This is a genomic window from Erythrobacter sp. THAF29, from assembly GCF_009363635.1.
In the GTDB taxonomy this organism is placed as follows: Bacteria; Pseudomonadota; Alphaproteobacteria; order Sphingomonadales; family Sphingomonadaceae; genus Erythrobacter.
Genome location: NZ_CP045392.1, coordinates 2,737,959 through 2,752,868, shown reverse-complemented (window position 1 = coordinate 2,752,868; position 14,910 = coordinate 2,737,959). Strand labels below are relative to the sequence as shown.

The following is a 14,910-nucleotide window of genomic DNA, read 5'->3' as shown; positions in this document are numbered from 1 at the left end:
AATGCTCGGGCGGGGCAGGTGTTTCCTTTGCCCCGCCCATTATAGCACTAACAGGCCGCTGGGGTGAATGTACCGCTCACTTGGGTTCCCGCCGCGGGAATTTCGATGCAGACACCTGCGTCAGGGCCGAGCGGCAGGTCCATCAGAACCCAACCAATCGTAAGCGCGAGGCCTGAGACCATAAGGCCGACCGAGAACGGGAGCATCACGGCTGCAAGACTGCCGAGGCCGAAATTCTTGTCCCAGCGCTGGCAGAAGATCAGGATCAGCGGGAAGTATACCATCAGCGGGGTGATGATGTTGGTCGCGCTGTCGCCGACGCGGTAGGCAGCGGTCGCCATCTCGGGCGAGATGCCGAGCAGGATCAGCATTGGCACCATTACCGGTGAGATGAGCGCCCACTTCGCGCTCGCGGAGCCCACAAACAGGTTGAGCGTCGCCGAGACCAGAATGATCGAGGCGAGCAGCAGCCAAGCCGGCATCTCGGTCGAGCCGAGGAAGTCTGCGCCGTGCACCGCGAGGATCAGACCGAGGTTCGACCATGCAAACATTGCCACGAAATGCGCAGCAGCAAAAGCGAGGACGAGGTAATAGGCAAGGTCCTCCATCGCTCCGCTCATCATCTTCACGAGGTCGCGGTGATCGCCGATTGTTCCCGCGCCTTTGCCGTAGGCCCAGCCTGCGAGAAGAAAGAGAATGAAGAAGGCTGCAACAAGGCTGCGATAAAACGGCGTCATCTGCGCTTCGGCGCTCGCAGTCTCATCGATCAGCGGTGTGCCAGGGCCCCAGGTCATCGCGATCCAGAGGACTACGACACCAAGTACTGCAAGACCGGCATTGCGCAGGCCTTTGCGCTCTGCGTCGGTCAAGGGACGATCGCTGTCCTCATCGGCGGCATCGACATGAGTAGCATTCGCCGCGTTGTAGGCGCCGAGCCGCGGCTCGATCATCTTGTCGGTGACGTACCAGATCACTGGAAGGAAGATGACTGTCATCGCGGCGATGAAATACCAGTTCCCGGCGATGTTCGCTGTCCAATCGCCAAATACGGTCTCGACCGATGCCTCGGTTATGCCAAACAACAATGCATCGAGCTGGCCGGGAAGAAGGTTCGCTGAAAAACCGCCCGAAACGCCTGCAAAGGTCGCCGCGATACCTGCGATCGGGTGTCGTCCGGCGGCGTGAAAGATGATCCCTGCAAGAGGGATGAGCACCACGTAGGCGGCATCGGCAGCGAGGTTGCCCAACATCCCGACGAGCACCACGATTGGAGTGAGCAGCGCCTTGGGCGCATCGCGCACGCCAGCACGCATCGCGGTACCGAAAAGGCCAGATCGCTCGGCCACGCCTGCGCCCAGCATCACCACGAGCACGTATCCCAGCGGATGGAAGTGCGTAAATGTGGTTGGCATTTCCACCCAAAGCTTCTGGATATTCTCCGCCGAAAGCAGACTCGTCGCGGTGATAACGGTCGCCGCGCCGGTATCGGGATCGACCTCTGTAGGATGCAGCGCGGAAACGCCTGTCAGGCTCGCGATTACCGAGATGACTACAAGGCCCAGGATAAGCCAGAAGAAAAGGAAAACGGGATCGGGCAGCTTGTTACCGCTACGCTCTATCCAGCCCAGAATGCCTGTCATGCCTTCCGGTTTGCTCTCAGCCGAAGCTGCAGTCGCCATGAAATGATCCCCGTCGATGAATTGATTGGCTTTATTGCGGACATGGCTAGCATTGCTGGCCGAGCCTGTCTGCCCTCTGAATGGCGTGCCTGTTGATGGTTTCAAGGAGGTCTGGCGCGGGAGTGAGGCGCGCGTTAGGCACGGTCGATGGCCAAGCTCTATTTCTACTATTCCAGCATGAACGCCGGCAAGTCGACGACCTTGCTCCAGGCCGATTTCAACTATCGCGAGCGCGGCATGCGCACGATGTTATGGACCGCCGAGCTCGATACGCGATCGGAAGGCATGGTGCGCAGCCGGATCGGGCTCGAGGCAAGCGCGCATCACTATCGGCCCGACACCGATATGTGGCAAGCGATCCACTCCGCGCACCTTGCCGAGCCGCTCGATTGCGTGCTCGTAGACGAAGCACAGTTTCTGACGAAAGAGCAGGTTTGGCAGCTGGCAAAGCTGGCGGACAAGGCCGGTATCCCGGTGCTGTGTTACGGAATCCGCACCGATTTCCAGGGCGAGCTTTTTCCCGGTTCTGCAGCGCTGCTTGGGATTGCGGACGCGCTCGTCGAGTTGAAGGCGGTATGCCATTGCGGGAGAAAGGCGAGCATGAATCTCAGGGTGGACGCCGACGGTAAACCGGTCGCAGAAGGCGCTCAGACCGAGATCGGCGGAAACGATCGGTACCTCGCTTTGTGCCGCAAACATTTCAGCGAAGCGCTGGCCGGGTAGCGCCAAGCGCCTGCGCTCCCTACCTGTAGCTGATGTTCGATACGCTTCTTCTCGCCTTTGTCCTGATTCCATGCCTCGTGGTCGCGATCGTCTTTCACGAGGTGGCGCACGGCTATGTGGCGAATGCGTTGGGTGACCCCACAGCTCGCGATCGGGGGCGGCTGACACTCAATCCGATCCCGCATGTCGATCCCGTCGGAACCTTGCTTGTTCCTGGCGTGCTGGCGTTGTTCGGTGGACCAGTATTCGGCTGGGCCAAACCGGTCCCGGTAATCAAGGGGCGCTTGCGCAATCCCCGCTATGGAATGATGGCGGTGGCCGCGGCTGGCCCTGCCAGCAACTTCATCATCGCGCTGATCGCGGCGATCCTGTTCGGGATATTTGCGCCTGACGGAGCGCAGTTCGGAAGCACGGCTGGTTCCGCAATGCTGATCGAGGATGCCGCAGGCGATTTCCGACCGCTGACAACGATGCTGTTCTACATGATGTTGATCAACGTATTCCTTGGCCTGTTCAATCTCTTGCCGATACCGCCATTCGATGGGTCGCATATTGTCGGTGGCTTACTCCCGAGGAGCATGCAGGCCGGGTGGGACCGCTTGCAGCAGGTCGGGATGTTTCTGCTGATCGCGCTGATTGCTGCTAGCTGGGCATTCGGAACGGGTTGGATCTCGCAATTCATCATGCCTCCCGTTGAATGGGCGATGTCGTTTTACCTCGACATCGCCGCGCTCATCGCGGGCAACTAACCGCCGCTCACCGCGTCGATGAAGCGCGATTCGGGGTGTCGGGAGAGCAGCGCCTCGAGCCAATCCTCGCGAGCGCCTTTTTCGATGCAGGCGACTATGCACCCGCCGAATCCTCCCCCGGTTAGACGCGCACCAACCGCGCCCAGATCGGTGGCGGACGCTACGAGCGCGTCTATCTCTGGTAACGACATTTCGAACAGATCACGCATCGAGACGTGGCTTTCGTTCATCGCGTCACCGAACGCTGCGATGTTGCCGGCATCGAGTGCTGCGATTGCAGCATGGACCCGTGTGTTTTCGCCGATGCAGTGAAGCGTCCGCTTCTTCGGGGTTTCATCGAGGTCGCTTGCCGACACCGTATCCCAATTGAGCAGACAAAGGTCTTCGGTCCGGAAATAGCGCTTGGCCGCGTCGCATTCTTCCTTGCGCGCAGCGTAACGACCGTCGGTGAGCTTGCGTGTGACACCCGAGTGTACGACTACCATTTCATGGCTGGCGGGAAGGGGAACCAGGCCGTAGGCCAGTTTTTTGGTATCGAGCGCCATGGCTGTGCCCGGCGTCGCCAGCGCGACTGCCATCTGGTCCATGATCCCGCACGGCACATTCATATAGCGATTTTCGACCCGGCGCGCCGCGATGGCGATATCGACATCGCTCGGACCCTCGATAACGCGCGCGCGCGCTGCCTTCAGGATTGCAACGATGAGCGCGGCCGAGGAGGAAAGGCCCGAACCTTCGGGAATAGTGGAGGCGATGTCGAGCGTCGCGCCGCCATCAAGCAGGCCAAGCACGTTCGCCTCGCGGATTGCGCCCACGCAGGCGTCCGGCCACTCTCCCGACGCATCGTCGGCGAGGTCGCGTATTGCGGGCGCGTCATAACCGGACGAGCTGATAGCTACAGCGCTGTCGCTGCGCGGGGCGAGCGAAACCTCCAGCCCGACGGAGAGCGCAGCAGGCAGAACCATGCCGCCATTGTAGTCGGTGTGCTCACCGATAAGATTAACCCGCCCGGGCGCGCTGCCTGTGTAGATATTCGCCATGTTCAAATCTCGCGCAGCAGTCTCGCCGCGGTTTCCGGCATGACGTCGACGGTAAAGGTACCGGTGTGTTGCTCGACAGAGGCAAGGTATTTGATCCGGCCTGGCGCTCGCAGGAGCGGATAGAACTGGACCGTAAAGTGATAGCCTGACGAGCCTCCGCGCGGCGCGGCATGGAATGCCATCATGGTCGCGGCTGGCTGTTCGAACAGCGCGTCATAGCGCCGCGTAACCTCGCCTAGCCAGTAAGAGAGTGCCTCGAGTTCTTCGGGTGTGCAATCCCACGGGCCTTCGCGCCGATTGCGCGGGGCGAGCCAGACCTCGTAGGGAAAGCGGGCAAAGCGCGGAACGAAGGCAGCAATACCGCCATCCTCACCGATCCCGTATGCCGGCATCGCGGCGTCGATTTCACTGGCGAGGTCGTACCCTCCGTCGAAAGCATCGATCGCGCGCTGCTGGACCTGCGGTATGCGTTCGAAACCGTAAATCTGCCCGTGCGGGTGATGGAGCGTCACGCCCACCTCATCCCCTCGATTCTCAAACGGAAGAACGTAACCACACCCCTGCGCAAACAAGGTTTCGTATCGATCTATCAGGGCGGCGAGAAGGACTTGCCGCCGATCTTCGCCTACCGTGTGCAGGCTTCCGCTTGGTTCCGGACCGAAGACCACGACGTCGCAGGCGCCCCTGGCCGGTTCCGTCGCGACAGTGCCAAGTTTTGCGGCGCTTGAAGCGCTAGGGTGAAACGCTGCGAACTTGTTTTCGAAAATTGCGAGTTCGAATTCTTCGAACGGGATTTCTGTTTTCGGCCCGCCGGGAATTGTCGGTGCGAGCGGGTCCTGCGCGGCAGACGGCTTGAATGTTCGGTTCTGACGGTGGGCCGCATAGACGTTCCACTCATCGCGTAGGGGATGGTGACGGATTTCACCGCCTTGCGCGATCTCATCCGCGCTTTCAGCTTGAGCCTCCAGATCATGCAGTTTGCGACCATAAAGGTAGAGCATCCGCCCATCGGCCTTGCGATGATCGCGGCGAAATGTCGGCTTTCCGCCGAGGCTGCGCGACAATTGGGTCACGCGGATACCTTCCGCGCCTCGAACCAATCGTGGACACGCGTTTGCGCGGCCTCATCGAGGTGAAGCTTGAGTTTGCTCCGCCGCCACAGCACATCCTCGGCACAAAGGGCGAATTCATGGTCGGCGAGATATTCGAGTTCACGCGCGTATAGATCGCCGCCGATATGCGGACCGAGATCGTTCAGTCCTTGCGCATCGGCCAAAAGCATCTCAATTCTTGTCCCATAGGCCCGGGTGAGCCGGGCAAGGGCGCTTTGCGGCAGCCAAGGATATCTCCGCGCCGTTTCGTCTACGAAGCTGTCAAACGCAGTGGGGTCGATATCGCCGCCAGGTAGCGCATTCTCAGCGGTCCACTTTTGTCCGGGAACGCGCAGTTTTTCCAACGCATGCTCGGCAAGCTTGCGATAGGTTGTGATCTTGCCGCCGAAGATCGACAGCAGGGCAGGGGCTTTGCCATCGTGCCCCTTGTCGAGTTCAAACACGTAATCGCGCGTTACGGTCGAATTGCTCGCGGCCTTGTCGTCGTAAAGTGGGCGCACTCCGGCATAGCTCGACACGGCTTGCCCGGGCGACACGTCGACGCGCAGATATTCATTCGCCGCCTCGCAGATATAGCGTGATTCCTCAGGTGAGATCTCGATGGTGTCGGGATCGCCTTCGAAAGCCTGGTCGGTCGTGCCAACCAGCGTGAATTCGCGTTCATAGGGGATCGCGAAAATGATACGATCGTCCTTGTTCTGGAAGATATAGCAATGCTCGCCTTCGAACAGGCGCGGGAAGATGAGGTGACTGCCTTTGACAAGGCGAAGATTTTCATGCCGCTCGCCAGGAACAGCATTGCCAAGGACTTCGTCTACCCAGGGTCCGGCCGCGTTGACGACCATTCGCGCGGAGATAGCTTCCTCGCCGTCTGCGCCTTTGAGTGTTGCTGTCCAATGCTCTTCGCCGCGTTCTAAAGCGATGCATTCGGTCCGCGTGCGAATGTCCGCACCCCGCTCCTTGGCATCGACGCAATTGAGCACCACGAGGCGGGAATCCTCGACCCAGCAATCGGAATATTCAAAGCCTTTGGTGAGGCGTTCCTCCAGCACATCGGCATGCGGCGGTTCACGCAGATTCACCGTTCGTGTTGGCGGGAGGAGTTTTCGCCCGCCAAGATGATCATAGAGAAACAACCCGAGGCGCAGCATCCACTTTGGGCGCAGACCGGCATCATGCGGTAAGACAAAGCGCAGCGGCCAGATTATGTGCGGCGCGATTTTCAGCAGCCGTTCGCGCTCAATCAGGCTTTCTCTGACCAGTCGAAATTCGAGATGTTCGAGATAGCGAAGGCCCCCATGGACGAGCTTGGTAGAAGCGGAAGAGGTGTGGCTGGCGAGATCGTCCTTCTCGACCAGAAGAACTTTGAGGCCTCGACCTGCGGCATCGCGTGCGATGCCTGCACCATTTATCCCGCCGCCGATCACCAGTAGATCGAAATGCTCGCTCATTCAGTGGCTCACTCGCAGGCTTCGAGATGGTAGATCAGGCACATATCTGGGAAGGTCAGCGGCGGCTGCATACCATGTTCGATCAAGGCCGCACCCGAAAAAACGCTTCCGTCACGCAACAAGTCTGCCGCATCGACAATCGAAGGCATGCTGATCGAAGGATTGTGCTGCGGCCAGACCAGGTGGACGCGATAGGTGAGGGCCGGATCGATTCCGGTGAAGTGAATCCGCTGCGGCAAGGTCGGCAATTCCGTGTCGAGCTTGGTGTAGGCGAAAAGGGCTTCAGCGCGATCTTGCGACACGCAGGCGACGAAATTCGTATTCGCGGCCGAATGCAGCCGCTTAAACCGTCCGGAATGAATGAGGTCGCGGTATTGCTTGTGAAGGGCGATGCCTGCCTTGAGCGTCTTGCGGTCTGCCGGGCTTTCCTCGCGCAGGTCGAGTTCCATGCCCATATGGCCCAAAATCGCACTTCCTACGCGGAATGCCATGCTGAATTCTCGCCCGGTTATATGACATCGATGAGGACCGACATGGTTGCCGAGTACACGTAACGGGAAAAAGTGGCTTGCGCCGCGCATGATGTGGTGTCGCTGGCGTGCATCGTTGTTGTCCGAGGTCCAGATCCGGTCGGCGTAGCGCATGATACCGAAATCGGCCCTTGCCCCTCCGGATGAGCAACTCTCGATCTCTATATCCGGATGGGCATCGCGGATCTGCTGAATAAGCCGATAGACGGCCAGCGTCTGGCGATGCATCGCCCCGCGACCGCTGCTGGCCGGATGATTCGTATCGCGGTTCATATCCCACTTGATGTAAGCGATGCGATAGGTCGATACGATTTCGGTTATCCGGTCGAAAAGGTAACTGAACACGTCCGGCTTCGTCAGGTCCAACGTCAACTGTCCGCGGAAAGGGACGGTATCGACCCCGTCCGCCTTCAGGACCCAGTCCGGATGCGCGCGATAGAGGTCACTGTCGGGATTGACCATTTCCGGCTCGAACCAGAGGCCGAACTCCATGCCAAGCTCGCGCACGCGATCGGCGATGGCGTTAAGGCCGTTGGGATAGACTTCGGGCGAAACCCACCAGTCGCCAAGGCCCGCACCGTCATGGCGTCGTCCGCCAAACCAGCCGTCGTCGAGCACGAATCTCTCCGCCCCGACGTCCGCCGCAGCCTCCGCAAGTTCCAGGAGCGTTTGCTCGTCATGATTGAAATAAACCGCTTCCCAGGTGTTGTAGTGCACGGGGCGCGGTTTCTTCTTGATCCGACCGTCACTCGCATGATTCAACAGGTAATCGTGAAACGCATGGCTGACCGCGTTGAGGCCGCCATTCGACCACGTGACAAGGACATCGGGTGTGCGGTAGCTTTCGCCCTTGGCCAGCCTGATCTCACCCGGAAATGTCATTTCACCCAATTGAACGAGTGATTGACCATCGCTGTGCCGGTCAATCCTCAGCCTGTGATTTCCGCTCCAAGCGAGATGGAAACCCACAGCCGCACCTTCGAATTCGGTAGTTGAAGGCCCTGTAAGCATGCCTCCCGGAAAGACGTTGTGGCTGGTCCTTCCCGACTTGTTCTCCCGCACGATGCTGCCCTGAAAAAGATCAACTTCTTCGATCGCAAACTCATTTGCCCACTTGCCCGTGAAGCTAAGGAAGCGGGCCAGGCGCGGATCGACCGGCAAGCAAAGTGCCGTACACCAATCGACTTCGAGATCCTCATCGGCACAATTCTCGATGGTGGTATTCGCAACGAGCATCCCCGTAGCGGGTTGGATTGAAAGAGCGTGACGAGCGGCAATGCCGGTATTGGCGTCTTCGCAACAGATCGTGATTGATGCTGGCGTCTCCTGCTCGACCTTCACGATTCTGAAATCGACCGCCCAATCCTTGCCCGACCTTTGGGCGATGAAGCCTGAAGGGCCCGAAATGCCAGTCCCGATCTCATTCAGAAGCGAACCTCTCAACGGAACCGAAGCGCTCCCGGGGGCATGCTGCCGGGTTGCCAGTTTGGCCAGTTCTTCGGGTGATACCCCTGGCAGGTCGCAGCCGGCATAAAGCATGATCGGGCGAAGTCCCTTGCTCGCTTCGAGCGCGATAAAGGTCCCGCCCGCGCGCAGTTCGAAAAACGTGTGCGAACTCTTGGAGTTTTCGCCCGGGTCGTCCGCAGGAATGGGGCCGTGTTGTTGGACCGCCATATTCTCATTCATCGCCGGATCGGATCCTGGTTCTTGATCAAACCCGGTGCTGTTGTTCTCAGCATTCTCATCCATCCAATGAATCCATCCCCCGGTCACAGCCGAACAGCTGCATTAGGTCTCTAATCCTTCGATCGCGCGAAATCCGACAATCGCGCCAATCAGGTCGGTTTGTGAAGTGGTCTTTTGGCAGCGCATGCAGTTTTTGGTATTCGGAGCATTGGGTGCTGGAGAACGGGAATGTGGGAAGAAAAGGTCTATAAGCAAAACCTGCACCTTTCTCCAATTGGTGGCATCAAGATCGCCTGTTTTCTGAATAAGGGCGTGGGCGTGCTGACGGCGAAACGGACTTTGCCGCACTTTACGCTCGTCTACGTCACACGCGGTCACGGCAGCTACCGCGACGAGCGCGGCATCGAGCTGGAGACGACCGACGGCCCGAAAATTATAGCGGGAGAGTCGTGGTCTCGGGCATCGGGCACCGAGTTCCCGGCTCTCCGCTAGGCCGAAGTCGGCGAGAGGAATTCGGGCAAGTCGAATCCGCCGCTCCCAATTCCGGGCACCTTTTCAAGGGCGAGGGTGTTCACCTCGGGCAAGCTATGACAGGTATGGCGCAAGCCGACGTCGATAGAGCGCGGCAGGGAGAGACGGTTCGATGAGCACAATCCAGGTCGCGGTTTTTCTGGGCATCACTGCGCTGATTGCCTTTGCCACCTATATGCATTGTCGCGGAAAACGCGGTTCGGGTACGGGTGACGAGCGGGACTATTTCCTCGCGAATGGCGGACTGGCCTGGTACTTCGTCGCAGGGTCGATCACGCTCACCAATCTTTCCACGGACCAACTGGTCGGGATGAACGGCAACCAGATGGCGCTGCTCGCCTGGTGGGAATTCGCCGCCGTAGCGGGGCTCTTCATTCTCGCTTTCGTGTTTTTGCCGGTTTACTACCGCAACAATTGCACGACGACGACCGAGCTGCTGCAGAAGAAGTACGGCGACAAGCACATCCGCGCGCTGATCAGCCTGCTGTTTCTATTCGGGAATCTCTTCATCTTCTTGCCAGCCATTCTGTACGGCGGCTCGCTGTTCCTTTTGTCGCTTGTGGGGATGGAGAGCGATCTCGGCACGATCATGGTGCTATCGGTCATCCTGGCCACGGTGGGCGCAGCTTATGCGATTTTCGGCGGATTGCGTGCGGTTGCTGTGTCCGACACTTATTCGGGCGTGCTCATCCTCGGAATGGCGCTCCTCGTGGTCTATCTCGCACTCGCCGCGATCGACTTCGACTTTACCGGCATTCCGGCCGAGCGGTTGACGCTTATCGGCGACGATAACAGCCCCATTCCCTGGCACACTCTGCTGACGGGAATGATCTTCATCCAGACGTTTTACTGGTCGACGAACCAGACCATCACGCAGCGCGCCATGGCTGCACCCAACATCAGGGAAGCGCAAAGGGGCGTGCTTGTGGCGGCGGCTATCAGGCTGTTGATTGTTCCCGTTATCGTCGTCGTGCCCGGCATTGTCTCATACAAGATGTTCGGTGATGTCGGCGATCCGGCATATGGAATGATCGTAGGCGAAGTTCTGCCTCTGTGGTTGTCTGGCGCCTTTGCTGCGGCAATTTTCGCTGCGGTGCTCACGACCTTCAACTCGATCCTCAACGCATCGGCTGCGCTTTATGTTTGCGACATGCACGAGGCCTATGTCGGCGAAGTCAAGAAGGTCGGGAGGCTGGGCGCGATCGTCTCCATAGTGATGAGCCTTCTTGCTCTGACTCTGGTTCCATTCTTCGCCAGCCAGGAAAGCCTGATCAACACAGTACAGCAGCTCTACGGTTTGCTCTCGATGCCGATCCTCTCGGCATTCATCGTCGGATTGATGTTCCGCAATGTGAAGGCCGCGGCAGCTATGGTCGGGGTGGTGACCGGGGTTGCCTTCTATGCTTTCTGGAGCATGTACTGGCAACCGGCGCACTACATACACGGCATGGCGGTGACGCTGATCCTCTCGATTGCGACTTCGCTGACGGTCAATCGGGTGGTGTTCGGACAGAGCGCGGAGTTGGCCATCGGCAAGGGCGAGCCGCAACCCGCAACAGCTTGAGCCTTGAACCGCTTGGGCCTACCGCCTCGGCATGAGCGAAAAGAAGCCCTCTCCCCACGGCTGGATCATTCTCGACAAGCCGCGCGGCCTTGGCTCGACGCAGGCGGTTGCTGCGGTAAAACGCAATCTGCGCGAGGGCGGCTATGCCAAGACCAAGGTTGGCCATGGCGGCACGCTCGATCCGCTTGCCGAAGGCATCCTGCCGATTGCCTTGGGTGAGGCGACCAAGCTTGCAGGGCGGATGCTCGACGCATCGAAAATCTACGATTTCACGATCCAGTTCGGCGAGGAAACGGACACGCTCGATAGCGAGGGCGAGGTAGTGAAACGCTCCGACCGGCATCCCCCGCTCGCGGCCGTTGCGGCTGTGCTTGAGCATTTTACCGGCGAGATCGAGCAGGTCCCGCCCGCCTTCTCGGCGATTAAGGTCGATGGGAAGCGGGCCTATGACCGGGCGAGGGCGGGGGAAGAGGTCGCGATGCAGACCCGCAAAGTGACCATCCACTCGCTCCGGCTTGCATCCGCCTACGATGAGGATGAACCGCTCAATTCAGCCTTCGCCAATACAGGCGGTCGCCCCGATCCATACGATCCTCAGGCCCCGCTCGTCATCGCATCTAGCGTGACGCTGACGGCCCACGTATCGAAAGGCACATACATCCGCAGCCTTGCCCGCGATATAGCCCGCGCCCTTGGAACATGCGGACACGTTACCTATTTGCGGCGGATAAAAGCGGGGCCCTTCCTCGAAGCACAAGCGATTTCGCTGGACAATCTCAACGAAATCGGTAAGGGCGCGCCACTATCTGACCTACTCCTGCCGTTGGAGGCAGGGCTGGACGACATCCCGGCCCTATCCCTCTCTCAGACAGACGCGCAGGCGGTCCGCCAAGGCCGGGTCTTGTCTGAAATGCCCCAACCATCCGGGCTCTATTGTGCGATGCTGGACAGCGTCCCGGTCGCTTTGATGGAAATCGAGGATGGGACGGCGAAGGTCGTCAGGGGTTTCAACCTTCCCGATGTCGCTGAGTAAGAGAGAAAATACATGTCGGTTACCGCCGAGCGTAAAGCTGAAATCATCAAGGACAACGCCCAGACCAAGGGCGATACCGGTTCCCCGGAAGTGCAGGTCGCGATCCTCACCGAGCGCATCAAGAACCTCACCGAGCACTTCAAGGGCAACCACAAAGACAACCATTCGCGCCGCGGACTTCTCATGATGGTGAACAAGCGTCGCAATCTGCTCGCTTACCTCAAAAAGAAGGATGTCGAGCGCTACAACGCCCTGATCCAGAAGCTGGGTCTGCGTAAATAAGAGTTTCCAAGGGGCGGCTCAAACGGGCCGCCCTTTGTCTATCCGGCTCCCGAGCAATTCGGCTGGGAGCGGACAAAGGGGCGCGAATAGCCCCGCACCGGACCGGGACGGATTACCCGGAACAGTAGGCCCCGCACCGCAATAAGGCCGTGCGGGTCATCAAGGAAAATCAATGTTCGACACGAAAACCGTATCGCTGGAGTGGGGCGGAAAAACCCTCACTCTGGAAACTGGCCGTATTGCCCGTCAGGCTGACGGCGCGGTCCTCGCCACCTATGGCGAAACTGTTGTTCTTTGCGCGGTCACCGCTGCTAAGAGCGTGAAAGAGGGGCAGGATTTCTTCCCACTCACCGTCCACTACCAGGAAAAGTTTTCCGCAGCCGGCCGCATCCCCGGTGGCTTCTTCAAGCGCGAAGGCCGCGCGACCGAGAAGGAAACGCTTACCAGCCGTCTTATCGACCGCCCGGTGCGCCCGCTCTTCCCGGAAGGATTCTACAACGAGATCAACGTTATCGCGCAGGTCCTGTCCTATGACGGTGAGACCGAGCCCGATATCGTCGCCATGATCGCTGCGAGCGCGGCGCTCACCATCAGCGGCGTTCCCTTCATGGGTCCGATCGGCGCGGCGCGCGTCGGCTATCGTAACGGCGAATACGAACTCAACCCGAGCCTGGACAAGGCGCTCGACGAAGAGGGCCGCCTAGACCTCGTCGTTGCCGCAACCAATGATGCGGTGATGATGGTCGAATCCGAAGCCAAGGAGCTTTCGGAAGAAGAGATGCTCGGCGCCGTCATGTTTGCGCACGAGGAATCGAAGAAGGTAATCGGCGCGATCGTCGAACTCGCCGAACAGGCAGCCAAGGATCCCTGGGATCTCGATCCGGTGGAAGACAAGTCGGCCAAGATGGACAAGCTGCGCGCTGCCATCGGTGCAGACCTCGAGGCCGCTTACAAGCTCACCAACAAGGCTGAGCGTCAGGACGCTGTAAATGCGGCCCGCGAAAAAGCGCGCGAGGCTTTTGCCGACCTCGCCGAGAGCGATCCGGCCGAATATCTCGGCACGCTCAAGCTCGTGAAGAAGCTGGAAAGCGATATCGTTCGCGGCTCGATCATCAAAGATGGAACCCGCATCGACGGTCGCAAGCTCGACGAGGTCCGCCCGATCGAGGCCATGGTCGGCCTGCTGCCGCGCACACACGGATCGGCGTTGTTCACCCGCGGTGAAACGCAGGCGATCTGCACCACCACGCTCGGAACCAAAGACGCTGAGCAGATGATCGACGGGCTGGAAGGCCTGTCGTACAACAACTTCATGCTGCACTATAACTTCCCGCCCTATTCGGTCGGCGAAGTGGGCCGCTTCGGCTTTACCGGTCGTCGTGAAATCGGGCACGGCAAGCTCGCATGGCGCGCGCTGCACCCGGTTATGCCGGATGCTGAGGAGTTCCCGTACACGATCCGCGTGCTTTCGGACATTACAGAGTCCAATGGTTCGTCTTCGATGGCGACCGTTTGCGGCGGCTGTCTTGCAATGATGGACGCTGGCGTTCCGGTGAAGCGCCCGGTTTCGGGCATCGCCATGGGTCTCATTCTCGAGGGCGACGATTTTGCAGTCCTTTCGGACATCTTGGGTGACGAAGATCACCTCGGCGACATGGACTTCAAGGTGGCAGGGTCTGAAGAAGGCATCACCAGCCTCCAGATGGACATCAAGGTCGCCGGCATCACCAAGGAAATCATGGAAAAGGCGCTCGAGCAGGCGAAGGCAGGCCGCGCGCATATCCTTGGCGAGATGGCCAAGGCGCTGACCGGCGCTCGCAGCGAAGTTTCGAAGCACGCACCGCGTATCGAGACGATGCAGATCGACAAGTCGAAGATCCGCGACGTCATCGGAACGGGCGGCAAGGTGATCCGCGAGATCGTCGCTGAAACCGGCGCGAAAGTGGACATCGACGATGAAGGCGTGATCAAGATCTCGTCCAGCAACCTCGATGAAATCGAAGCCGCGAAAAAGTGGATCGAAGGCATCGTCGAGGAAGCCGAAGTCGGCAAGATCTACACCGGCAAGGTCGTCAACATCGTCGATTTCGGCGCGTTCGTGAATTTCATGGGCGGCAAGGACGGCCTCGTCCATGTCTCCGAAATGAAGAACGAGCGGGTCGAGAAGCCGTCGGACGTCGTTTCCGAAGGAGACGAGGTCAAGGTCAAGGTCCTCGAGATCGACAATCGCGGCAAGGTCCGCCTGTCGATGCGCGTTGTGGATCAGGAAACCGGCGAAGAGCTCGAAGACACCCGCCCGCCGCGCGAACCGCGCGGTGACAAGGGCGGTCGCGGCGGACGCGGCGGCGATCGCCGCGGTGGCCGCGGAGGTCGTGGCCCGCGCCGTGAAGGCGGCGGCAATCGCGACGGCGGGGGCAATGATGGCCCCGCGGCGATGCCCGACTTTCTGAAGGACTAAGCTCCTCGCAACCAACAAGAGACCCGTCGGGAGGCATCCCGGCGGGTTTTTTGTCGCATCCGCCGCAACGGT

General features: G+C 59.6%; 12 protein-coding genes. 7 read left to right on the top strand and 5 right to left on the bottom strand.

Annotation, left to right across the window (positions count from 1 at the left end):
* Positions 1–47: 47 nt before the first annotated feature.
* Positions 48–1,679: an AbgT family transporter gene (locus tag FIU90_RS13375; protein ID WP_152435227.1), complete on the bottom strand. Its 1,632-nt coding sequence runs from the start codon at positions 1,677–1,679 to the stop codon at positions 48–50.
* A gap of 147 nt (positions 1,680–1,826) precedes the next feature.
* Here FIU90_RS13375 and FIU90_RS13370 point away from each other — a divergent pair, with 147 nt between their 5' ends.
* The gene (locus FIU90_RS13370; protein ID WP_152435226.1) at positions 1,827–2,402 is read left to right on the top strand and encodes a thymidine kinase; all 576 of its coding nucleotides are present in this window, start codon (positions 1,827–1,829) and stop codon (positions 2,400–2,402) included.
* 32 nt (positions 2,403–2,434) lie between these two features.
* A complete protein-coding gene (locus FIU90_RS13365; RefSeq protein WP_152435225.1) occupies positions 2,435–3,151 on the top strand; it encodes a site-2 protease family protein in 717 nt (238 codons plus the stop codon).
* On the opposite strand, the gene galK is transcribed toward FIU90_RS13365, so the two are convergent.
* From galK to FIU90_RS13345, 4 genes are read right to left on the bottom strand one after another with little or no spacing between them, the layout of a single operon-like run.
* Positions 3,148–4,191 (bottom strand): galactokinase, encoded by a 1,044-nt coding sequence (gene galK / locus FIU90_RS13360; RefSeq protein ID WP_152435224.1) that lies wholly within the window; start codon positions 4,189–4,191, stop codon positions 3,148–3,150. The genes FIU90_RS13365 and galK overlap by 4 nt on opposite strands.
* A gap of 2 nt (positions 4,192–4,193) precedes the next feature.
* Positions 4,194–5,264 (bottom strand): galactose-1-phosphate uridylyltransferase, encoded by a 1,071-nt coding sequence (locus FIU90_RS13355; RefSeq protein WP_234029528.1) that lies wholly within the window; start codon positions 5,262–5,264, stop codon positions 4,194–4,196.
* Entirely contained in the window at positions 5,261–6,754 is a 1,494-nt protein-coding gene (glpD, locus tag FIU90_RS13350; RefSeq protein ID WP_152435223.1) for a glycerol-3-phosphate dehydrogenase, read from the bottom strand. Before glpD ends, FIU90_RS13355 begins: the two co-directional genes overlap by 4 nt.
* 8 nt (positions 6,755–6,762) lie before the next feature.
* A complete protein-coding gene (locus tag FIU90_RS13345) occupies positions 6,763–9,033 on the bottom strand; it encodes an alpha-galactosidase (protein ID WP_234029527.1) in 2,271 nt (756 codons plus the stop codon).
* 165 nt (positions 9,034–9,198) lie between these two features.
* On the opposite strand from FIU90_RS13345, the gene FIU90_RS13340 reads away from it, so the two are divergent.
* The 5 genes from FIU90_RS13340 to pnp all read left to right on the top strand — a co-directional run bounded on the left by FIU90_RS13340 (position 9,199) and on the right by pnp (position 14,838).
* A complete protein-coding gene (locus tag FIU90_RS13340; RefSeq protein ID WP_152435222.1) occupies positions 9,199–9,462 on the top strand; it encodes a hypothetical protein in 264 nt (87 codons plus the stop codon).
* A gap of 151 nt (positions 9,463–9,613) precedes the next feature.
* Entirely contained in the window at positions 9,614–11,065 is a 1,452-nt protein-coding gene (locus FIU90_RS13335; RefSeq protein WP_152435221.1) for an SLC5 family protein, read from the top strand.
* A 31-nt stretch (positions 11,066–11,096) separates the two neighbouring features.
* The gene (truB, locus tag FIU90_RS13330) at positions 11,097–12,098 is read left to right on the top strand and encodes a tRNA pseudouridine(55) synthase TruB (RefSeq protein WP_152435220.1); all 1,002 of its coding nucleotides are present in this window, start codon (positions 11,097–11,099) and stop codon (positions 12,096–12,098) included.
* Positions 12,099–12,110: 12 nt separating this feature from the next.
* A complete protein-coding gene (gene rpsO / locus FIU90_RS13325; protein WP_152435219.1) occupies positions 12,111–12,380 on the top strand; it encodes a 30S ribosomal protein S15 in 270 nt (89 codons plus the stop codon).
* Between the two features lie 172 nt (positions 12,381–12,552).
* Positions 12,553–14,838 (top strand): polyribonucleotide nucleotidyltransferase, encoded by a 2,286-nt coding sequence (gene pnp / locus FIU90_RS13320; protein ID WP_152435218.1) that lies wholly within the window; start codon positions 12,553–12,555, stop codon positions 14,836–14,838.
* Positions 14,839–14,910: the final 72 nt, after the last annotated feature.